General features: G+C 71.7%; 16 protein-coding genes. 8 read left to right on the top strand and 8 right to left on the bottom strand.

The annotated features are described in order from the left end of the window. Window positions 1-19 precede the first annotated feature (19 nt). The 8 genes from VN520_RS32840 to VN520_RS32805 form a co-directional block, all read right to left on the bottom strand. Window positions 20-1,651, bottom strand: coding sequence for a thiamine pyrophosphate-binding protein (locus VN520_RS32840; RefSeq protein WP_325750589.1), 1,632 nt, complete (start codon window positions 1,649-1,651; stop codon window positions 20-22). Continuing rightward, a complete protein-coding gene (locus tag VN520_RS32835) occupies window positions 1,648-3,039 on the bottom strand; it encodes an FAD-dependent oxidoreductase (protein ID WP_325750588.1) in 1,392 nt (463 codons plus the stop codon). The genes VN520_RS32840 and VN520_RS32835 overlap by 4 nt, the downstream gene beginning before the upstream one ends. Beyond that, window positions 3,036-4,271, bottom strand: coding sequence for an acyl-CoA dehydrogenase family protein (locus VN520_RS32830; protein WP_325750587.1), 1,236 nt, complete (start codon window positions 4,269-4,271; stop codon window positions 3,036-3,038). The genes VN520_RS32835 and VN520_RS32830 overlap by 4 nt, the downstream gene beginning before the upstream one ends. A gap of 70 nt (window positions 4,272-4,341) precedes the next feature. Further along, window positions 4,342-5,241: a TIGR03619 family F420-dependent LLM class oxidoreductase gene (locus tag VN520_RS32825; protein WP_325750586.1), complete on the bottom strand. Its 900-nt coding sequence runs from the start codon at window positions 5,239-5,241 to the stop codon at window positions 4,342-4,344. A 241-nt stretch (window positions 5,242-5,482) separates the two neighbouring features. Beyond that, complete coding sequence (locus tag VN520_RS32820; protein ID WP_325750585.1) at window positions 5,483-7,078, bottom strand: MFS transporter; 1,596 nt, start codon at window positions 7,076-7,078, stop codon at window positions 5,483-5,485. 40 nt (window positions 7,079-7,118) lie between these two features. Beyond that, on the bottom strand, window positions 7,119-8,546 hold the full coding sequence (locus VN520_RS32815) for a condensation domain-containing protein (RefSeq protein ID WP_325750584.1): 1,428 nt from the start codon (window positions 8,544-8,546) through the stop codon (window positions 7,119-7,121). Then, the gene (locus tag VN520_RS32810; RefSeq protein WP_325750583.1) at window positions 8,543-9,262 is read right to left on the bottom strand and encodes a DUF2306 domain-containing protein; all 720 of its coding nucleotides are present in this window, start codon (window positions 9,260-9,262) and stop codon (window positions 8,543-8,545) included. Before VN520_RS32810 ends, VN520_RS32815 begins: the two co-directional genes overlap by 4 nt. 74 nt (window positions 9,263-9,336) lie before the next feature. Next, window positions 9,337-10,860 carry an FAD-binding oxidoreductase gene (locus VN520_RS32805; RefSeq protein ID WP_325750582.1) on the bottom strand — a complete coding sequence of 508 codons (1,524 nt, stop codon included), beginning with the start codon at window positions 10,858-10,860 and terminating at the stop codon, window positions 9,337-9,339. 406 nt (window positions 10,861-11,266) lie between these two features. On the opposite strand from VN520_RS32805, the gene VN520_RS32800 reads away from it, so the two are divergent. From VN520_RS32800 to VN520_RS32765, 8 genes are all read left to right on the top strand, one after another. Further along, window positions 11,267-12,637, top strand: coding sequence for an FAD-dependent oxidoreductase (locus tag VN520_RS32800; RefSeq protein ID WP_325750581.1), 1,371 nt, complete (start codon window positions 11,267-11,269; stop codon window positions 12,635-12,637). A 33-nt stretch (window positions 12,638-12,670) separates the two neighbouring features. Beyond that, window positions 12,671-13,828, top strand: coding sequence for an epoxide hydrolase (locus tag VN520_RS32795; protein ID WP_325750580.1), 1,158 nt, complete (start codon window positions 12,671-12,673; stop codon window positions 13,826-13,828). A gap of 192 nt (window positions 13,829-14,020) precedes the next feature. Continuing rightward, entirely contained in the window at window positions 14,021-15,193 is a 1,173-nt protein-coding gene (locus VN520_RS32790; RefSeq protein ID WP_325750579.1) for an acyl-CoA dehydrogenase family protein, read from the top strand. Between the two features lie 18 nt (window positions 15,194-15,211). Next, window positions 15,212-16,567, top strand: coding sequence for an extracellular solute-binding protein (locus VN520_RS32785; RefSeq protein ID WP_325750578.1), 1,356 nt, complete (start codon window positions 15,212-15,214; stop codon window positions 16,565-16,567). Window positions 16,568-16,590: 23 nt separating this feature from the next. Beyond that, window positions 16,591-17,337, top strand: a complete 747-nt coding sequence (locus VN520_RS32780) for a DUF2306 domain-containing protein (RefSeq protein WP_325750577.1) — start codon at window positions 16,591-16,593, stop codon at window positions 17,335-17,337. After that, a complete protein-coding gene (locus tag VN520_RS32775; protein ID WP_325750576.1) occupies window positions 17,334-19,103 on the top strand; it encodes a non-ribosomal peptide synthetase in 1,770 nt (589 codons plus the stop codon). Before VN520_RS32780 ends, VN520_RS32775 begins: the two co-directional genes overlap by 4 nt. Window positions 19,104-19,195: 92 nt before the next feature. Further along, a complete protein-coding gene (locus VN520_RS32770) occupies window positions 19,196-19,564 on the top strand; it encodes a YciI family protein (protein ID WP_325750575.1) in 369 nt (122 codons plus the stop codon). Between the two features lie 84 nt (window positions 19,565-19,648). Beyond that, window positions 19,649-20,724: acyltransferase (locus VN520_RS32765; RefSeq protein WP_325750574.1), on the top strand; the 1,076-nt coding region annotated here is incomplete at its 3' end.

Below are 20,724 nucleotides of genomic sequence, written 5' to 3'. Positions count from 1 at the left end.
AACCCGGCTCCGCTCACTGTCACGTGTGCGATGTGGGCCAGTACTCGCCGACCACCTCCCGTGTGATCCTGCAGTCCAGCAGGAGGACGCCGCGGTATCCCCGGTCGCGCCAGGCCCGCACCGGTGCCAGATCCTCGGTACGGCGCACGGTGACGGCTTCCGCGCCCAGTGCGCGGGCGACGCCGGCGAAGTCGCAGTCCTCGAAGACGGCGCTGTCCAGGGCGGCCCCGGTGGGCGCGAACCGGTGCACCTCGGCGGCGTAGGCCGCGTCGTTGTACACCACGACGAGCGCCGAGTGGGCCGCGCGGACCAGCGTCTCCAGGTCGGGCAGGCCCATCAGCGCCCCCCCGTCGCCCAGCGCGGCCACCGTCGTACGGTCCGAGCGGCCGACCGCGGCTCCGACCGCGCCCGCCAGACCCAGACCGATGCTCTGGAACGCGGCGCCGGTGAACACGGCTGCGGACGGGTCGGGCACCGGCCAGTACATCCAGGGCCAGCCGACGAAGTGACCCCCGTCAGTCACCAGCGTGCGTTCCGCCGGCAGCAGGCCGGCCAGTGCTGCGGACAGGGTGCGCGGATCGATCCGGTCGGCGGTTCCGGCGTCCTCGTGCGGACCGGGCGTCCCGGGGCGCAGGCCCGTCGTCCTGGCCCGCCAGGTGTCCGGCGCGCTGTGCGCGCCGGACACCGAGTCGAGCAGCGCGGAAGCCGTCTCGGAGGCGTCCGCGGCGATGAACTCGTCGACGCGGTCACTCGTGGCCCGGGCGCCGGTGCCGATCTGCACGAGCCGTGTGTCCGGGCCGAGCAGGGAGCCACCGTGCAGGGTCCACTCGTTGAGGCCGGCGCCGAAGGCGACCACCAGGTCCGCGTCCCCGACGACGGAAGCGACCTCCGGGCCGCTCAGGTTCCCGCATACCCCCAGGCACCACGGATTGCCGGCGAACAGGCCGCTCGCCATCACGGTCGTCGCCAGCAGCGCGCCGGTCCGGTCCGCGAGATCGGCCAGCAGCTTGCCGGCACCGGACCGCCACGCGCCCAGTCCGGCGAGCAGCAGCGGACGTTCGGCCTCCTGCAGGGCGCGCCGTACCACCTCGACCCGGGCGGGCTCCGGGCGTGCGGCGGGGCGCCGGCCCGCCCGGGGCACCAGCGGGGAGGTTTCCTCGGGCACCGGAGCGTCCATCAGGTCGACGGGCAGGGACAGCATCACCGGGCCGGGCCCCGAGCGGGCCGTCTCCAGGGCGGCGGCCGTGTCCGCCCGGACCGTCGCCAGGTCTGTGAGCCGGAAGGCCGGGACACCGAGGGAGGCGGCGAACGCGGCCTGGTCGATGTCGATGCGGCGGGCTCCGCTCGACGGGGCGTCACCGCAGAGCAGCAGGACACCGCTGGCCTGCTTGACCGCGTCCGCCAGCCCGGTGGCGGCGTTGGTGAGTCCGGGGCCGAAAGTCGTGGTGCAGACGGCGGGTTCACCGGTCGTGCGGTAGTAGGCGTCGGCCATGGCGATCGCGCCGCCCTCGTGACGGGCGGAGAGATAACGCACGCCGTGGTCGGTGAGAGCGGTGACCGCGCTCATGTTGCCGTTGCCCACCACCCCGAAGGCGTGGCGCACACCGCAGTCACTCAGGGTCTGGCCGACCGCGTCGGCGAGTGAGGTCACGATCCGGCCTCCTGCCGTCCCTCGGTCCGCGGGGCGGGCGACGGCGCGACGACGTCACCGCGGAACACGCCGTCCGGGTCGATCCGGTCGCGCACCGCCGTCACCGCGGGGAGCAGCCCGGCGTCGAAGTCCCGCCGGGTCTCCGGACGCTCGACCAGACTGGGTACGGTGCGTCCGCAGTCCCAGGGGGCCAGTGCGGTGCGGACGGCGGCCAGGTCGTGCGTGATCTGCTCGGGGCCGGCCGTGCCGAAGGGCACTCCGGACCCCTGGTAGGCGAGGCCGGCGGGGAAGTGGTCGACCACGCCGCCGGAGCGGTCCCGTTCGGCCAGCGCGCCGCCGAGCTGGCGCAGTTCCACGTTGGTCAGCGCGCAGCCCGAGTCCGGTCCGGCTGCGGCGGCGAGCGCGGGGGCGCCGACAGCGTGCACCAGCATGTGGTCACCGAGTACCGGCAGTGGCGCGGGCGGGTCCAGGTGGGCGTGGAGGGCGGCCAGGGTCCCTTCGGCCCCCCAGCCGTCGACCAGGGGCGGTGCGACGGCTCGCAGCGGTTCGAGCAGGTCCCGCATGATCTCCGGCGTCCGGCCGGGTGCACCCGGCGGTGCGAGCACGGTGCCGTCCACACAGACCACTTCGGCGCCCCGCAGGGGCTCCGGCAGCTCCGGCTGCGGGGGCAGCCGCATCATCCGGAAGGAGGTCGTGGCCTGCCGCGGGGCGTCCTTCTGCCACGTGAGCCAGGTGTTCAGCAGGGCCTCTGCGTGCCGGGCCGGCCAGTACGCGGCTCCCGACAGCGTGATGCCGGCGGTGAACAGACCGATCTCGACGGCCGTCACGACACCGAACCCGCCGCCGCCGCCGCGCAGGGCCCACAGCAGATCCGGGTCCGTCTCCGCGTCCGCCCTCACCGACGTACCGTCCGCCGTGACGAGTTCCACGGCCCGGACGGAGTTCGCCGCGACGCCGGTGACCCGGCCGTACACGCTCAGGCCGCCCCGCAGCAGGTAACCCACCGCGCCGACCAGGGGGGAGGAGCCGTGCGGGGCGAAGAGAGCGTGCGGCGCGGCGGCCCGAGCGACCTCGCCCCAGGTGGCGCCCGCGGGAATGCGTGCCGTCCGCCGGTCCGGGTCGATGCTCACAGGTCCGCGCATCCGGGTGCGGATCAGCAGCGCCTCGTCCATCGGTGCCGCCGTGGCCGCGCCGTGCCCCGTGGTGTGCATCCGTACCGCCCACCCGGACGAAGCCGCGGTGCGCAGTGCCGCCCGCACTTCGCCGGGGGAGCCGACCGTGACGGCTGCCGCCGGACGGGGAACGGCCGCCAGGTTGAACGCCTCGGTCGCCCGCAGATAGGCGGGGGTGTCCGGGAGTGCGGCGCCCGGGTGCGCCCCGGCCCTCACCGGACACCGAACCGTGTGCGGGCGTACTCGCGTACGGCGACCGTGGGCAGCAGTACGGAGATCCCGCCGTGGCTGTGCAGGGCCGACATGTCGCGCCAGATCCGTTCCAGGCGCCGGCCCTGACCGGTGGCGGAGGAGCCCGCGGTCGGGAACAGGAAAGTTTCGACGGCCTTGTGGCACAGCGCGATCACATGCCTGCACACGCACGACAGCCGCAGGTCCTGCTCCCGGGTGAACGACTCCGGAGACCGGCAGATGGCGCTCCACTGGTCCACGGCTCCGCGCAGCGCCGCGTCCGCGGTGGCGATCAGTCCGGCGGCCTCGCCGTACCAGAGCTGGTAGTCGGCGTTCTCGGTGCAGGGGCGGCCGGGAGGGACCGGTTCCCTCCGCTCCTGCAGCGACTGCTCGTATGTGTCCAGAGCGCCCTGTGCCATGCCCACGGCCAGAGCGGCGATCTCCAGGTTCATGAAGCTGAGCGGCCCGCCAGCGTAGTCGGCGTTGCCGTGCAGGGCGGCACCGGGCGTGCCGTCGGCGACGGAGGTCTGGCTCACATGGGTGCCGGGCAGTGCGAGATGCGCGGGAACGTGGGCGTCCTCGACCACGATGGTGTGCGACCCGCTGCCGTTGAGACCCAGTTGGTTCCCCCAGTCGTCCAGGCGCCGCCATCCGGCACGCGGCAGACAGAACAGCATCGGCGCCGGCGGGCCTTCGGGGGAGGCCTGAACCAGGGCGTGGGCGAGGAAGTGGGTGGCGTAGGGGGAGCCCGAGCAGTACTTCCACTGTCCGCGTACGGTCCACCCCCCTGCGGCGGCCGGCTCGGCGGTGCCGCCAACGGCGATGGCGAGCGGGGCGATGAAGTCTCCGTCGGCGAAGATCTCGTCCTGGGCGCGCTCCTCGAAGAGCGAGGCCGCGATGAGCGCGTGCGCGGCTCCCAGGCAGTACATCCAGCCGGTGGACGGGCAGCCCCGGGCCAGCTCGGTGACCACGCGCAGGAACACGCCGGGCCCCAGTTCCAGGCCCCCGTGGCGTCGTGGCACCAGGATGCGGTAGAAGCCGGCCTCGGTGAATGCCTCGTGGGTCTCCGGGGCGTAGTAGGTACGTTTCTCCGTCTCGGCCTGGCGGGCGATCAGCTCCGGTCGCAGGGCCCGCGCCCGGCCGAGGAGATCGCGTACGGTGCGTTCTTCGGAAGTCACCGCGGCGGCCCGCTGCGGTGAGGCGGAGGAATCGGGCATCACATATCGCTCCCTGAGTGGCGAGGCTGCTGAGGTGCTGGTCGGTGGGGTGCTCGGAAGCCGGCGTGGTTCAACGCGCGGCGACCAGTTTCCGCATCGCGTCGAGCTGCTCGCCGGGCGCCAGCGGCATGGCCCAGAAGACGTGTCCGATCCCCGTTTTCTCCAGGACGGCCAGGTCCTCACAGACCTGCTCCACCGAACCTGTGAGCGGCGCGCGGCCGTCGAGCGGCCCTTCGGTGACCGGACCGTTCACCCGCACGACCGCCGGGAGCCGGTCCGGCGTGTGTCCGGCCTCCACGGCGGCCTCGCCGTGCGCCTGGAGCACGGCGAGCAGGTCCTCCAGCGTCCCGAACGGGGAACTGAAGCCGACGGCCGGGTTCAACGGGATACCGAGGCGTCCCGCGCGACGGGCGGCGACGGCCGTCTTGGCTCCGATGAGCATCCGGGGGCCACCCGGTCGCGGGCTCCTGGGGCCGATCTGCGACTCGGGAACCGAGTAGAAACGGCCGTGGAAGCTGACCGGGTCGGGGCCCCACACGGCGCGCATCGCCGCGATGTGCTCCTCGAACCCGGCGCCGCGGCGCGTCATCGGTGTTCCCGTGAGCGCGAACTCCTCCTCCATCCAGCCCTGGCCGAGCCCGGCCAGCAGCCGCCCGCCGCTGAGCCGGTCCACCGTCGCCAGGCGGCGGGCGAGAACCACGGGGTGGTGGAAGAGGGCGCCCAGGACACTGGTTCCCAGAGTGATCTCGGTGGTGAGAGCGGCGATGTGGGCCAGGGTCTCCAGCGGGGCCTCGACATTCGCGTACACCTCGGGGACCGGTTCGCCGCCGGCCGCCCGGACCGGGCGGAGCAGCCGTTCCAGCACCCACACCGAGGCCAGGCCCATGCGCTCCGCCTCGACGGCGGTGTGCCGGATCGCCTCGGGCGAGGTGGCCGGGCCGATGGTGGGCAGCGCGAGTCCGAGATCCATGACGTCTCCAGAACGGGAGGCAGGTGGCGGCCTGAGCGCGGCGGCGCCCGGCCCGGGGATGCCTCGATGCTCGCCTGCCACCTCGGTGACGTACCACTCCAGGATTGCTCTGGCTCCCCTCAACTGCGCTTTACCGCGGCGCTGTTGAACGAACATCCCCGAACGTGGCGCGGGCACGGCGGAGCGAGGGCCGCCACCCGGAGGCCCTCGTGCCGGCCCGGTCACGTGGGCCGCGCCGCCGCTACCGCGCGGGCGTCCCGGCGGGCCCAGGGGCTCCGTCCACCGTGTCCCGCTCGGCTGCGGGCCGCGCTTCCCCGGTGTCCCGCGCCAGGTGGCGCAGGCACAGCACAGCGAGAGCCGCCAGCACCACGGCCCCGATCCAGCCGGCCGTGTGCAGGCCGCTGGTGAACGCCTCCCGGGCCCGGTCCGCGAGCTGATCGCCGACGCCGTCCGGGAGGCTCTGTGACGCCTTCACCGCCGCGGCCACCGTCTCCTCGGCGGCGGCGCGGACATCCTGCGGCACCCCGTCCAGCTGTGCGCCGTCCAGCCGTGACCGGTAGACCACCGCCGCGACCGTACCGAGCAGGGCCATGCCGAGCGTGCCGCCGAAATGCAGGCTGGTCTCGGAGAAGGAAGCCGCCGAGCCGGCCCGCTCAGGTGGCACCGAACCGACCACCATGCCGGTGCCGAGCGCCACCAGCGGGCCGTCGCCCAGGGCCATGACCGCGATGCCGGCCACCGCCACGGCCCCGTTGCCGCTGCTGCCGGCCAGGGTCAGCATCAGGAAGCCGGCGCTGCTGAGCGCGAGACCGCCGGCCACCGCGAGACGGGGCCGCACGTACCGCACCAGGAGCGGCGTCAGCAGCGCCCCCAGGGCCATGGCCAGTCCCATCGGGGCGTACAGCAGCGCGGCCCGCGCGGGCGGATGGCCCAGCACGCTCTGCAGGTACTGGCTGACCAGCATGCCGGTGCCCGAGAGCACGACACCGCTGAGCAGCATCGTCACGAGCACCGTGCGCACCCGGATGGAGCGGAACAGCCCCAGGTCCAGCAGCGGCTGCGCCAGCCTCGACTGCCGCCGTACGAAGAGCAGGGCGAGCAGCGTGCCGACGACCAGGGCTGCGCCGGGAACGACCGGCCCGCCCAGGGGGTCGCCCACCAGCAGCTCCTTGAAGCCGTAGACGAGCGACAGCACGGCGCCCAGGGACAGCGCCACGCTCAGCGGCTCGATCCGCCCCGCCTTGTCGTTGCGGCTCTCCGGCAGCAGGAGGGGCCCCACCACCAGCAGTACGGCCATGATCGGCACGCCGAGGAGGAACACCGATCCCCACCAGTACCGTTCGAGCAGCAGACCGCCGATCGTCGGTCCCAGGGCCGCCCCCGAGAACTGGACCGTGGCCCACAGCGCGATGGCGGTTCCGCGCTGCGTCGCGTCGGCGAACATGGAGTTGATCAGCGCGAGGATCGACGGCATCAGCGTCGCGCCCGCCACCCCGAGCAGCGCCCGCGCCAGGATCAGTGTCCAGGCGTCGGGCGCGAAGGCCGCCGCGAGCGACAGCACGCCGAACGCGGCGGCACCGGTCAGCAGCGTGCGGCGCCGGCCGTAACGGTCGCCCACGGTCCCCATCGTGACGAGGAATCCGGCAAGCAGGAATCCGTAACTGTCCGACACCCACAGCTGCTGGGTGCTCGTAGTGTCCAGGTCGACGCTGAGCTGGGGCAGCGCCAGGTAGAGCGCGCCGATGTCCAGGCTGATCAGCAGCGTGGGCAGGATCAGCACGGCCAGCCCCAGCCACTCCCGCCGGGTCGCGCGCGCCGCCGGATTCACCTCGTGCATGGCAGACCTTTCCGTCGTCCGGCTCGACTGCCGCATCCACTCACCCCGGAGTCGGAGCCGCACGGCCGTCCTCGACGGCCGGCACGGTCCCCACGGGCAGCGGCCCGTCGGGGGCGGCCGTCACCGTGTCGAGCAGCGCCGTGTAGCTCGCCGTCCAGGACTCCACCGTGGCCGCGTCGAAGAGCCGGGTGCGGTACTGGACACTGCCCGTGATGGGCCCCGCCGGATCGAGCTCAAGGGTCCACAGCGCACCGTCGGGTACGTCGGGGCCGAGCGGCTGTGACCTGGTCCGGCCCCGCAGCTCGGTGTAACCGAGCGGGCCGACGCGCTCGCCGTCGAGTAGCTCGGGGAAGGAGAACCCCTGGAACACGCAGGGCGCCCGGTCCTCGAGGACGGCGTCGGCCATCAGGGTGGGGAGGGCCCCGAAGATGTGCAGGGTGGGGATGTCGTTGGTGTATCCCCTCGCACACGCGGTACGGGTGCGCCGCAGCAGATCACGGAAGTCGCGGCAACCCAGATGATCGATGCGCAGCGGAAGAAAGTTGAAGAAGGATCCGACGGTCCGGTCGAAACGGCCGTCACCGAACCTGCCCGGCGTGAAGGTGGGAACCACCACGTCCGTCGTACCCGTCGGTCCGCGCATCAGCAGCCCGTAGGCGGCGTAGAGCACCATGAAGTGCGTGCAGCGGGCCTCGTTGGCGAGCGCGCGGATCCGGTCCGACGTGTCCGCCGGCAGCGCGAAGCGGTGGATGGCGGAGGTGTCCGGGCGGTCGGTCCGTGAGCGCGGGTGATCCGTGGGCATGACGGTGACCCGGGTGTCCGCGAGCGTCTCACGCCAGTACGGCAGGGCCTCCTCGACGTCCTTCCCGGCGTCGTCACCCTGCTGCCACAGGGCGAAGTCGCCGTAAGCGGCCGCGTCGTACGGCTCCGGTGCGTGACCCGCCGCCCGTGCGGCGTAACACTGCGAGAGGTCGCGCACCAAGGCCCGCACCGACCAGCCGTCCGCCGCGGTGTGATGCACGGTCAGTGCCAGCAGTGAGCGGTCCGGGGAGAAGCGGGCCAGGACGGCACGCAGCAGCGGGGTCTGCCGCCCGTCGAGCGGTGTGGCCTCCAGCTCGGTCAGCAGCTCCTCGGCGGCGCTTTCGCGGGCGGCGTCCGCGGTGTGCGTGAGATCCCGCAGCAGGAGCTCCGGCGCGGAGGCGGGCCGCACCTCCTGCAGGTAACCGGCCTCGTCCGGCCCGGCTACCAGGACGGTGCGCAACGCCGCGTGGCGTTCCACGACGTCGGCCAGGGATCGTTCCAGCACCGCCTGGTCGACGCTCCCGTCGAGCCACCAGGCATGGGTGATGTGGTACCAGGAGCCGAGCGGTCCGTGCTCGCCCTCCGGGTCGAAGAGACAGACGAACTGCTGGTTCAGGGTGAGCGGATACCGGACTTCCGCTCCGCTCCCGCCGGCCGGGTCGCTCATCGCGCGGCCTCCGCCCGCTGCGGCAGTGACCGCGACCGGGGCCGCTGGTCCACCCACCACCAGGCGATGATCAGATTGACCACCCAGCACAGCCAGTTGGCGAATTCGAGGTTGGTCAGCGGATCGAGCTGGAGACCCGGCATGAGAGTGACGAGATAGGCCAGCAGCCGTCCCCAGGTGGTGCCCATCGCCAGGGCGAAGCTGTAGATCATCCAGCGGCGGTGTTCGATGTAGCGGTGCTGCTTCTGCATCCGGTAGCCCATGACGGTGGTGACGATCCACAGCACCGCCATGCAGAAGAGTCCCATCTGGCCCATCGGCGCCTTGGAGTAAGGCAGCAGCACCAGGGCCAGAAGCGAGCTGGGCAGCACTCCGGCGAGCATGTAGGTCATGCCGCTGGCCCGGTGGATCCGCGGGTGTTCACGGCGCAGTCGCGGCATGAGCTGGAGCACCACGGTGACCAGCGCCACGTTGCCGGTGACCAGGTGTACGACGAGCACCGGGAACTGGAACGGTGCCGACGGGTCGAGGGGGACGCGCGAATCTGCCGAGTCCAGGGACATGTAACGGGGCAGTGCCCACAGCAGGTTGAAGACGACGAGAACCGTCAGGGCGATGAGCCACGGGACGAGCCCGCCTCCGCCGCCGGCCGGAGGCCGCTTGTGGTCGGGAGGTGGACTTCCGGGAACGGTCGCTGCTCTGGCGTCAAACGACATGACGAGCCCTGCCCTTCTGCGGGGACGATGCGTGTGGTGGACGGTCCCGGACGGTTGCCGGACGGGCCGGATGTTCAGCCGATCGCCTGGGCGAACCGGAAGAAGCGGTGCGGGTCGTACGCCTTCTTGGCCCGGACCAGTCGCCGGTAGTTCTCGCCGTAGTAGGCGGGGCGCCAGTCACTCAGCGCCGGGTCGATGAAGTTCTGGTAGCTCTCCCGCAGCGAGTTCGTGTCGATGGTGGAGAAGCCTCGGGCCATCCACGCCTGGCAGGCGTGTTCGTCCTCGCTGGTGTAACCGGCGTCGTTGAGCCCTCCCGACACGCCCGCCATGAAGGAGGCCGTGCGGTGCACGTAGGCGGTGTCGGTGCGGGCGTGGTCGTTCACGGCGCCCCCCAGCGCGATGAAGTCCAGCAGCCGGAACTGCCCGGGGCGGGGCCGCTCGCTGAAGGTGTCCAGCATCGCGGCGACCTGCCGGGGTGTCTGCGGCCGGTCGTGCAGGCGGTTGCGGTTGTGGAACCAGTTCAGACGTGCCAGCTCTGCCTCAGGCGAGTAGCCCACCTGGTGGCACTGGTCCACGGTGCGGTCCTCGCACTCGTACCAGCTCATCATCGCGGAGGCGAACGACCGCTCCTCGACCTCGCTGGTCGTGGGCGGGGACCCGACCATCGAGGTCAGTGCGGAGAGCTGGCGTCCCAGGTCCTTCTCGCGCCCCAGCCAGGCACCGTTGACCAGGAGGATGGGTGCGCCCGTGGAGGAGTCGAGGTGCAGCAGCGCGAGACCGGAACCCAGGTCCCGGGGGGCGGTGCCGATCCACTCCTGCCAGGCCGTGACCACCTCGGCCGCCGACTCCCAGGGCCAGGTCAGGGCGTAGTTCACCAGACGGGACTGGGCGCTGGGCCGGGTCTCGTACGCGGTGACCACGCCGAAGTTGCCGCCGCCTCCCCCGCGCAGCGCCCAGAACAGGTCCGGATGCTGGTGCTCGGAGGCCGTCACCGTGCGGCCGTCGGCCAGCACGACACGGACCCGCTCCAGCTGGTCGCTGCCGAGCCCGTGCCGGCGCGACTGCCAGCCGATGCCCCCGCCCTGCAGGAAACCGCCGAGCGCCACATTGGGGCAACGGCCGCCCACCAGGGACAGCCCCTGCGGGGACAGCGCCTCGAGCGCGTCCACCTGCTGGACCCCTGCCCCGGCCACGACCGTGCGGCGCCCCGTCACCCGCAGCCCGTTCAGACCACGCAGGTCGAGCACGATGCCGGTAGTGCTTGAGTAACCGCCCTGGCTGTGCCCGCCGCTCCGTGGAACCAGGTGCACTCCGTGGTCCTGCGCGAACCGGAGCGCCGTCGCCACGTCCCGCTCGGTGGACGCGCAGACCACCGCCGCCGGGCGGATGCGGTCGTACTGCACCGTCGCTGCCTGCCGCACCCGGTCGTAGCGGGGATCACCGGGCCGGATCAGCTCGCCCCTGAGATGACGGCGTAACCGCTCCCAGGCCGGCTTCCCGCCTCCGGCAGTGGCGACAGCCGGGGCCAGTGACGCCGACACCGCCGCGGCGCCGGCCGCTCCCGCCGCCGTCTGTATCAACCTTCGCCTGCTCAGCATGGCCTGCCTTCCTGCCGTTGTCGTGCTGACCGAGCGGCCCCGGACGCGACCGGGGCGGCCTGACGAACTCCCGCCGTGATTCCCGCGTCCCAAAGGCCGGCGCCGCGAGGACTCCGTCGGCCTCGCCCGCCGCCCCCGATCGCCGGGAGCCGTCACCTGCCGGAGCTCCGCCCCGCCCCGGGCGGCCCGGGTGACGCGGCCGGGCACCCGGCGCCGCCCGTCCCGTCCCCGGGGGGCGGACGGCGCGCGGGTCCTGCCCCGAACCGGAATCAGGCTGGCGGTTCCGCGATCGCCCGGCATCTTTTGACGTGCTGTGAGGCAGCGCATTCTGAAAGATGGCCGGGCTGCTCCCGGGCCACGAGCATGCGGTGGTGTCACACCTCAGGAACCCGAAAAGAGAGGCTCCATGGGCACCAGCACCGACACATGCGCTGTGGTTCTCGGCGGGAGCATCGCAGGCCTTCTGGCGGCCAGGGTGCTCACCGAGTCCTACGACCGGGTGGTGATCGTCGAGCGTGACCGCATCGCCGGGGTTCTCGGTCCGCGACGCGGAGCCCCCCAGGGCAACCACGCCCACGGCCTGGTGGCGAGAGGGCACCAGATCATGGAGTCCCTGTTTCCCGGGCTCACCGATGAACTGATCGAGGCCGGCGTACGGCCCGGCGACTTCAGCGGCGCCATCCGCTGGTACTTCAACGGACGGCTGCTGCGCCCGGCCCGCACGGGGCTGCCGTCCGTTCCCGCCACCCGCCCCGTGCTGGAACATCATCTGCGCGAACGGGTACGGGGCCTTCCCGAGGTGACCTTCCGGGAGGAACACGACGTCCTCGCGCCTGTCACCGACAGCTCCGGGCACCGGGTGACAGGTGTCCGGGTGCGCCGGCGCGACCCGGACGCCGTAGAGGAGACACTGACGGCGGACCTGGTCGTGGACGCCACCGGACGTGGCTCACGCACCCCCGTGTGGCTGTCCGAACTGGGATACGCACGTCCTCCCGAGCAGCGCATCGGGGTCGACCTCGCGTACACGACCCGCCACTACCGCCTGCTCGCGGACCCGTTCGGCAGTGACATCGCCGTCATCCCCGCCGCTACTCCGAGCCACCCGCGCGGTGCCTTCTTCTACCGGCTGCCGGGAGCGGACAACCGTGTGGAACTGTCACTGACCGGAATCATGGGCGACCACCCGCCCACCGACCCCGCGGGCTTCGAGGAGTACGTCCGATCGCTGCCCACCCCGGAGATCCACGAGGCGCTCCGCGGCGCGGAGCCGCTCGACGCCCCGGTGCGGTTCCACTTCCGGGCCAGCGTCCGCCGCGACTACGACCGTCTGGACCGCTTCCCCGAGGGGCTGGTGGTCATCGGTGACGCCATCTGCAGCTTCAACCCCGCATACGCGCAAGGCATGACGTCGGCCGCCCTGCAGACGCTGGTCCTGCGAAAGCACACCAGAGGCGGCCGCCGGCCCGAGCCCCGTGCCTACTTCCTGGACATCGCACGTGAGATCCGGGCCCCCTGGGAGTTCGCCGCCACCGCAGACCTCGGCTACGCCGGCGTCTCCGGCCGCCGCACCGCACGCATCCGGATGGCCAACCGGTACGTCGCCCTGGCCCAGCGGGCCGCGGTGCACGACTCTGCGGTCACGGAGGCACTGATGCGCATCGCCGGACTCGTCGCCTCGCCGGAGTCCCTGATGCGTCCGCGCATCCTGCTGCGTGTCCTGCGCTCGGCACGCCGGTCCCAGCGGGCACCTGCCGCCACGCCCTCCCGGGCCTGACCCCTCCCCCGCCCACCACTTCGTGAGGTGCTCATGCGACCCTTCCGGATCGACTTCCCCCAGGCCGACCTGGATGACCTGCAACGCAGACTCGACACGACCCGGTGGCCCGAACGGCTGCCGGACGACGGCTGGCGACGCGGTGTCCCGATCGGATACCTCAAGGACCTGGTACACCACTGGCGCCATACCTACGACTGGCGCAAGGCCGAGGCGGAGCTCAACGCCTTCCCGCAGTTCCGGACCGAGATCGACGGGGCGCTGCTCCACCTCCTGCACGTCCGCTCCCCGGAACCGGACGCCACCCCGCTGCTGCTCACCCACGGCTGGCCCAGCTCCTTCGTCGAGTTCCTCGACGTCATCGGCCCGCTCACCAATCCGGTCCGCTACGGCGGCGACGCGGCCGATGCCTTCCACGTCATCATTCCCGCGCTGCCCGGCCACCCCCTCTCCGGCCCGTCCCCATGCGCCAGCTGGGACGTCGAGCGCACCGCCCGTGCCTGGGGTGACCTCATGGGCCGGCTGGGCTACCGCGACTATCTCGTCCAGGGCGGCGACTGGGGGATGCCCGTGTCGCTCCGGCTCGCCCAGGAGCGGCCCGACGAGATACGCGGGGTCCACCTCACCATGTTCGTCACCGTGCCGCCCCTGTCAGCGGCGGACACGCCCGAACTGGACGCCGAGGCGATGGCCCGGCTGGAATTCGCCCAGCACTTCGAGCAGGACGGTGCCGGCTGGCGGCTGCTCCAGTCGACCCGCCCCACCACTCTCTCCTACGGGCTCACCGACTCGCCTGTCGGTCAACTCGCCTGGATAGTCGAGAAGTTCAGGGAGTGGAGCGCGGCCGAGGGCAGTCCCGAGGACGCCATCGACCGGGACCGGATGCTGACCAACGTCATGCTGTACTGGCTCACCGGATCCGCCGGAAGCAGCGCCCAGTTCTACTACGAGTCCACGCATCTGACCACGGACTTCCTGCGCACCTGGGCCGGCCCGTGGACCCACCCGGCTCCCACAGCGGTGGCGTACTTCCCCAAGGACGTGGTGCGCCCGGTCCGCGCCCTGGCGGAGCGCGCGCTGCCCACGCTGACGCGGTGGACCGAGTACGAGCAGGGCGGCCACTTCGCCGCGCTGGAACAGCCGCAGTCCTTCGTAAGCGACTTGCGGGCCTTCAACCGCGGCCTGCGCTGAGGTCCCCGCGAATCGCAATCCGCGAGATGCCGCCGTTTCCGGTGGGCTGACACCGTGAGACCGCGCCGCCCGGGAGCCGGCTGCGGCAGACCCACGACCACCGGCCGAAGCCCGCACCCGGTCCGGGCCCAACCGCCCGCGACCTCGCTCCGGACGGTCCGCTGTCCGACAACGCCCTTGCAAGGAGACCTGGTGGACCCTACGACGACGACCCACGACGCCGTGCAGAAGGCAGCGCAGCTGCTTCCCGTGCTGCGGGAGAACACCGCCTGGGAGGAGGAGAACAGTCGGCTGCACGAGGACACCGTCTCGGCGCTGATCGCCTCCGGACTTCCCCGGATGAAGGTCCCGGCGCGCTACGGCGGCCTCGAGACCCCGATGCGTGACCAGGTGGACGTCCTTGCCGAGCTGGCCAGGGGCAGCGGCGCCGCGTCCTGGACGGTGGGCGTCTGGACCATCAGCAGCTGGACCGTCGGCCTGTTCCCCGACGCCGTGCAGGAGAAGGTCTTCGCCTCCGGCGACACGCTGGTCAGCGGCATACTCAGCCCCAGCGCCATGGCCACGCCGGTCGACGGAGGCATCTCGGTCTCGGGGACCTGGCGGTTCAACACCGGTGCCTGGCACTCCAGCTGGAACGCGAACGCCGTGCTCCTGCACACTCCCGAGGGGCCGCGGCCGGTCCTGGCCCTGCTGGCGATGTCCGACCTGGACATCACCGACGACTGGGACACCAGCGGGCTGAGGGGATCCGGAAGCGTCACCACCTCCGCCGACGCGGTGTTCGTCCCCGACGGCTGGTACATCCCGCTCGGCGCGCTGATGTCGGGTCAGGGCGGCCTGGGCTCGAACGCTGACCGGCCGACCTGGCACTCGCCGATCATGCCGACCGCCTGCGCGACGGTGGCTGCCACCGCCGCGGGTCTGGCCCAGGCGGCGGGCGACGCCTTCTTCGACCGGCTGCCCGGCCGCTCGATCACCTACACCGACTACGCCGATCAGCGTGAGGCCCCCCTGACGCACCGGCAGGTGGCGCAGGCCGTGGTCCGGACCGACGAGGCCCTGTTCCACGTCCACCGCATCGCCGACCTCGTGGACGCCAAGAACGGCTCGGCCGAGCCCTGGACCCCCGAGGAGCGTGCGAAGGCGCGCCTCCTCACGGGTGCGGCCACCCAGCGCGCCAAGGAGGCGGTGGAGGTGCTGGCCTCGGCCAGCGGCGCGTCATCGATCCACCGCACGGTGCCCATCCAGCGCATCCTGCGCGACGTCCAGGCTCTGAGCGTGCACGCCGCCATGAACACCGACACCGCCCTGGAGCTCTACGGGCGTCTCCTGTGCGGCCTGCCCCTCAACTCCACCTACGTCTGAGCGGGAAGGGACACCGACGTGAGCGGCACCTCCAGCAAGACCGTCATTGACGCCTGGCTGCACTATTACAAGACACCGAGGTTCCTCGACCAGACCGTGGAGGCGGCGCGCAGATTCAACGCCTCGCACCCCGAGTACGACGTCAGGATCTCGCGCCACGACTACGTGCTGATTCCCGGCGAGATCGGGCGCGCAGCCGCCCGGGGCGAGCGTCCGGCCATCGCTCAGTACTACTCGACCAGCACCAGGGCCGCAGCCGACATGACCGGGTCCGACGGGGCCCCGCTCTTCACCTCGGTGGACGCGGCCGTCGCCGGCCGTGACGAGATCCTGGGCGTCCCTGTCACCACCGAGGACATCGTCGACCCGGGCAGGGAGTACTTCCGCCTGCCCGACGGGTTCAGCTCGCTGAGCACCCTGGTCTCCACGACCCTCCTCTACGCGAACACCGATCTGCTCCGCGCCGCCGGTGTGGAGCAGATGCCGCGTACCTGGCAGGAGGTGACCGAGGCGTGCCGCGCCGTCACCCACGCGCGCGGGGGCCCGGCACACGGGATCACCTGGGCCTGCCACGGCTGGATGTTCCAGCAGGCGGTGGCCTGCCAGGGCGGCACGCTGACCGACGCCGACAACGGGCGCGGCGCCACCCCCGGCACCGTGACCCTGGACAGCGAGGAGATGCTCGCCTACGTCGACTGGTGGCGCGGGCTCCATCAGGAGGGTCAGTACCTGTACACCGGCGTACGGATGACCGGACCCGGCACGGACGTTCCCGAGAGCCATCTGCAGCCGTGGGTGGCCTCGTTCCAGGCGTTCGCCGAGGGACGGACCGCGTTCCTGATCACCTCGTCCGTCGACTCCGAGCGCCTGGTACAGGTCGGCCGTGAGCGCGGCTTCACCGTCCGGGCGGGACGGCTGCCCTACAACGCGGAAGTTCCCTACCGGGGCAACATCCTCGGTGGTGACTCGCTGTACCTCGGCCACGGCCTCGACGAGGAGGTGCGGGACGGCGCCCTGGCGTTCATGCAGTTCCTCAACTCCCCGGAGAACGCCGCCGACCGTCACCGCGTGAGCGGCTACATGCCCAGCACCGTCGCCGGGCGCCGGCTGCTGGAGGAGGAGGGCTGGTTCGAGCGCAATCCGCACCGGGCCGTGGCCGGCGAGCAGCTCGCCGCCTCCGGATCCTCCGGGGCGTCCCTGGGGGCCGTTGTCGGCGAACTCCCCCGGATCCAGGACCTGATGACCGAGGCCATGCACGACGTACTGGCGGACAAGGCGGCCCCGGCCGCACGGTTCGCCCTGGCGACCGAGGCGGCCCAGCGCCTCCTCGACGAGTACAACGTCCATGGGCCGACCAACTACCGGGTGCACTGAGCCACCCCTCCGGAGCTGCCACCATGGTGTACAAGAGCGACAGCCAGCCCGGCGCCCCGGCGGCGGCCGAGCCGGTACCCGAACGGCGGCGGCCGTGGTGGCGCCGGCCCTGGATGATTCCGCTGGCCATCGTCAATGTGGTCTTCCTGACCTACATCTGGCGTCCCTACGTCACACTCGACCCCGCCACGGCCACCGTCCAGCTGGTCGCCGGCATACCCGCGCACTACTTCATCGTGCTGGTGCACGTCTTCGGTTCCGGCACAGCCATGATCTGCGCCTTCTTCCAGGTATGGCCGTGGCTGCGCCGGAAGCACCCGCGGGTGCACGCCAGGACCGGCCGCCTCTACATGGTGGCCGTGACAGCCGCCACGGTGACGGCCGTCGCGCTGCAGGTGATCCGCAACGTCCGTGACGGCAGCGTGCAGGCCGGTGCACCCGGGCTGTACATCACCGCCCTGCTCTGGCTGGCGGTCTCCCTCGCCGGGTACCGGGCAGCCAGACGTGGTGACTACGTACTGCACGGCCGGTGGATGACGTACAGCTTCGCGCTGGCGATGACCAACATCTACAGCCGGCCGCTCTACCTGATGCTGGAGGGTTCGTCACCGCTGGTGCTGAACTCCTACTTCGAGATGGTCGGCTGGCTGCCGTGGATCGTCCACCTGGGGCTCGCCCGGTGGTGGCTCGGCCCCGCGGGGACGCGCGGCCGTCAGCACCGTGAGCCGCGGCAGCCCCGCACCGAGATACCACAAGGAGCTGCGCGGTGACGGAACACGCGGTGTGGAGCCACACCTCGATCGCGGGACGGGTCGCGGACCTGGCCGCTGTGCAGCCACAGGCTCTCGCCCTGTCCTGGAGCGGCGGCCGGCTCACCTACGGCGAACTCGACCGGCGCGCGGCCGCCCTGGCCGCCCGGCTGACGGCCGCCGGGGTCCGCCCCGGCCTGCCGGTGGCGATTTTGATGAGACGTTCCGCCGATCTCGTGGTGGCAGCGCTCGCCGTGCTCAGGGCCGGTGCCCGCTACCTGCCGTTGCACGACACCCAGCCGGCGGACCGGGTACGCCGTATCATGCAGGACTCCGGAGCGGTCGTACTGCTGACCGACGAGTTCGGTCCCGAGGATGTCCGGCGGCTGCACGCCGGCCGGGTGATGACGACGGGGGCCGCGGACGGCACGGGTCCGGCTGCCGCCCCGCCGCCCCCACCGCGGACCGCCGACCCCGTCGCCTGCGTGGTGTACACCTCCGGTTCCACCGGCGCCCCCAAGGGCGTCGAGGTGACGCAGAGCGGGGTCCTCGACTTCGCCGCGGACCCCTGCTGGGCCACCGGACGGCACCGGCGGACCCTGATGGTGGCTCCGTTCGCCTTCAGCGTGCATCTCTACGAGCTGTGGGTGCCGCTGCTGAACGGCTGGGGGATCGCTCTGGCCCCGCACGGCGGCCTGGACACGGCCAGCCTGGCGGCCCTGATCCGTGAGCACGAGGTCACCGCCCTGCACCTGGCGGCCGGACTGTTCCGCGTGGTGGCCGAGGAGGCACCGGAGAGCCTCGCCGGGGTACGGGAGGTGCTCACGGGCGGCGATGTCGTGGCCCCCTCCGCCGTGCGCCGGATTCAGGCCGCCTGCCCCGGCATCGTCGTCAGGGCGACGTACGGGGCGACCGAGACGACCCTGTTCACCCTGACCCGGGTGCTGGCCGACGGACAGGACCCGGGCCCCACGGTGATGACCGGTCAGCCCATGGCCGCAGTGGTGGCCCTCGTCCTGGACGCCGAGCGGCGGCCCTGCGCCCCGGGCACGCCGGGCGAGCTCCATCTGGGCGGGCCCCGGCTCGCGCTGGGCTACGCCGGACGCCCGGACTTCACCGAGGAACGGTTCTTCAGCGATCCGTCGCTGGCCGGCGGAATGCGTCTGTACCGGAGCGGAGACCGGGCCCGCCGCACCGCTGACGGCGGCGTGGAACTGCTCGGGCGAATGGACCGGCAGGTCAAGATCCGCGGATTCCGGGTGGAACCGGCCGAGGTGGAGGCGGCCCTGCTGAGCAACAAGGACGTCAGCGCGGCCGTGGTGGTGCCCCGCCCGACCCCCTCCGGCGACACCGCTCTGCTCGCCTGTGTCGCCACCGGACCCGGCACCGAGGCCGCCTCCCTGGAGGCGGCCCTGCGCGAGGTGCTGCCCGACTACATGGTGCCGGGCCGGATCATCACGGTCCGGGAGCTGCCGCTGACGCCCAACGGGAAGATCGACCGGGACGCGCTGCTCGCGAGCGAACCGGGCCCCACCGGGCCCCGGTCGCCCGCGGACGAACAGCGCGAGCTCCTGCGGAGCGTGTTCGCCGGCATCCTGGGCCGCCAGGTCGGAGACGACGACGACTTCTTCGCCTGCGGAGGGCAGTCGCTGGACGCGATGCGGCTCGTCAGCAGGCTCCGCAGACAGCTCCGCACCGACGTCGACCTGGAGGACCTCTTCGACTGTCCGACCGTGGCTTCCCTCGACGACCTCATCTCCACCCGGCGCTCCGGCGCGCCCAAATGAGATACCCGGCACGCGTCGAGATCGGCGAGACGGCTCCGACAACGACGTGAGAGGTGTACGAACCGGGAGCCGAGGCCGTCAGGAGCGCAGGTGTGAAGTACTTGCTGATCATCCATATGAACCGCGGCGCCTGGAACGCGCTCGCGGAAACGGAGCGCGAGGAAATGGCGCGAGGACACCGCACCTTCCAGGAAAGCGTCGGAGAAGCGGGAGAGCTGATCTCCACCCACTCGCTGGCCGATCCCCTGCAGAGCTCGGTCGTACGCGTGCGGGAGGGGGTGGTGACCGTGACCACCGGTCCGGTCCACGATTCCTCGCCCTTCCCGGCCGGCTACTACATGGTCGACTGCGATTCCCGCGGTCGCGCCGAGGAACTGGCGGCGGAGATCCCCGACGCACGCATCGACGGTTTCGGCATCGAGGTACGTCCCGTCATGGTGTCCTCGGGAGAGGAAATGTGACGCTGCGCGCGAGCAGGCGTCCCGGCTCGGCGTCTGGATCGCTCCCCTCACAACGGTCCCACCCCTCAGGGAAAGAAGCTGCGCATGAGTCCCACCCAAGAGGCCCGTCCGGCGCTGCTGCCGTCGCTGACAGGCATGCGAGCCATCGGTGTGCTGTTCGTGTTCATCACCCACGGCCTGGCACTGGGCGCTTTCAGCGATCCGCAGGCCGTCGAGCGTTACAACACCCTCATCGGCGGCGGCCGCATGGGGTACCTGGCCGTTTCCTTCTTCTTCGTCCTCAGCGGATTCATCCTGACCTGGACGGCCGGGCCGCGCGACACCGCGCGCGGCTTCTGGCGGCGCCGGCTGATGCGCATCGGCCCGAGTCACCTGGTGATCGCCGGCATCGTACTTGTCATGTTCCTGGCCGCCGGTGAGCGCATACGTATCGTCCCTGCGGTCGCCAACCTCTTCCTGGTGCAGAACTGGGTCCCCGACCCCGACCTCATCTTCTACCAGCTCAACGGGCCGACCTGGACGCTCTCGGTGGAGCTGTTGTGCTATGCCCTCTTCCCCGTCCTGTTGCCTCTCATCAGGAGGATCGACCCCGGGCGGCTGTGGCTCTGGCTGGGTGCCTTGGCCGTGACCGCTGTACTGATCCCGCTCATCAGTTACCCGCTGCTGTCCGGCTACCCGCCGAGCACGGTGTTCACCGACGGGTCATGGCCCCAGCAGTGGCTGCTGTACTTCTTCCCGCCGGTCCGGTCGCTGGACTTCGTGATCGGCATGTTCCTCGCCAGGATTATCGCCACCGGACGCTGGCCCAGGATCCGCGTGCTGCCGGCCTTCGCCCTGAACCTGGCCGTGTACCTCCTGCTCTACCACCTGCCGACCCCCTTCGGGTTCGCCGCGCTCTACCCGTTGCCCATGGCCCTGCTGATCGGCGCGGTCGCCAGCTCCGACCTGGCCGGACGCACTTCCGTGATGAGCAGCCGCCCCGTGGTCTGGCTGGGCGAACTCTCCTTCTCCTTCTATGTTCTGCACGTCACCGTGATCTTCGCTGTGCACGCGGCCTTCGCCGGCGAGCTGTCGCGATACGCCCATCAGTACACCCGGGTGCAGTTCGGTACGCCGACCGCGATCGCGCTCCTGACAGGCCTCTACATCCTGTGCGTCGC

This window comes from Streptomyces sp. (assembly GCF_035563135.1).
Classification (GTDB): domain Bacteria; phylum Actinomycetota; class Actinomycetes; order Streptomycetales; family Streptomycetaceae; genus Streptomyces.
Note: the sequence above shows the minus strand (reverse complement) of the source record. Positions and strands in the feature narration are given on the sequence as shown.

What these genes read in the sequence shown, in the direction of transcription:
- VN520_RS32815 (WP_325750584.1), bottom strand. Translation starts at nt 8,546, where the DNA reads ATGAGCGACCCGGCCGGCGGGAGCGGAGCGGAAGTCCGGTATCCGCTC.
- VN520_RS32830 (WP_325750587.1), bottom strand. Translation starts at nt 4,271, where the DNA reads ATGCCCGATTCCTCCGCCTCACCGCAGCGGGCCGCCGCGGTGACTTCC.
- VN520_RS32820 (WP_325750585.1), bottom strand. Translation starts at nt 7,078, where the DNA reads ATGCACGAGGTGAATCCGGCGGCGCGCGCGACCCGGCGGGAGTGGCTG.
- VN520_RS32810 (WP_325750583.1), bottom strand. Translation starts at nt 9,262, where the DNA reads ATGTCGTTTGACGCCAGAGCAGCGACCGTTCCCGGAAGTCCACCTCCC.
- VN520_RS32795 (WP_325750580.1), top strand. Translation starts at nt 12,671, where the DNA reads ATGCGACCCTTCCGGATCGACTTCCCCCAGGCCGACCTGGATGACCTG.
- VN520_RS32800 (WP_325750581.1), top strand. Translation starts at nt 11,267, where the DNA reads ATGGGCACCAGCACCGACACATGCGCTGTGGTTCTCGGCGGGAGCATC.
- VN520_RS32780 (WP_325750577.1), top strand. Translation starts at nt 16,591, where the DNA reads ATGGTGTACAAGAGCGACAGCCAGCCCGGCGCCCCGGCGGCGGCCGAG.
- VN520_RS32825 (WP_325750586.1), bottom strand. Translation starts at nt 5,241, where the DNA reads ATGGATCTCGGACTCGCGCTGCCCACCATCGGCCCGGCCACCTCGCCC.
- VN520_RS32805 (WP_325750582.1), bottom strand. Translation starts at nt 10,860, where the DNA reads ATGCTGAGCAGGCGAAGGTTGATACAGACGGCGGCGGGAGCGGCCGGC.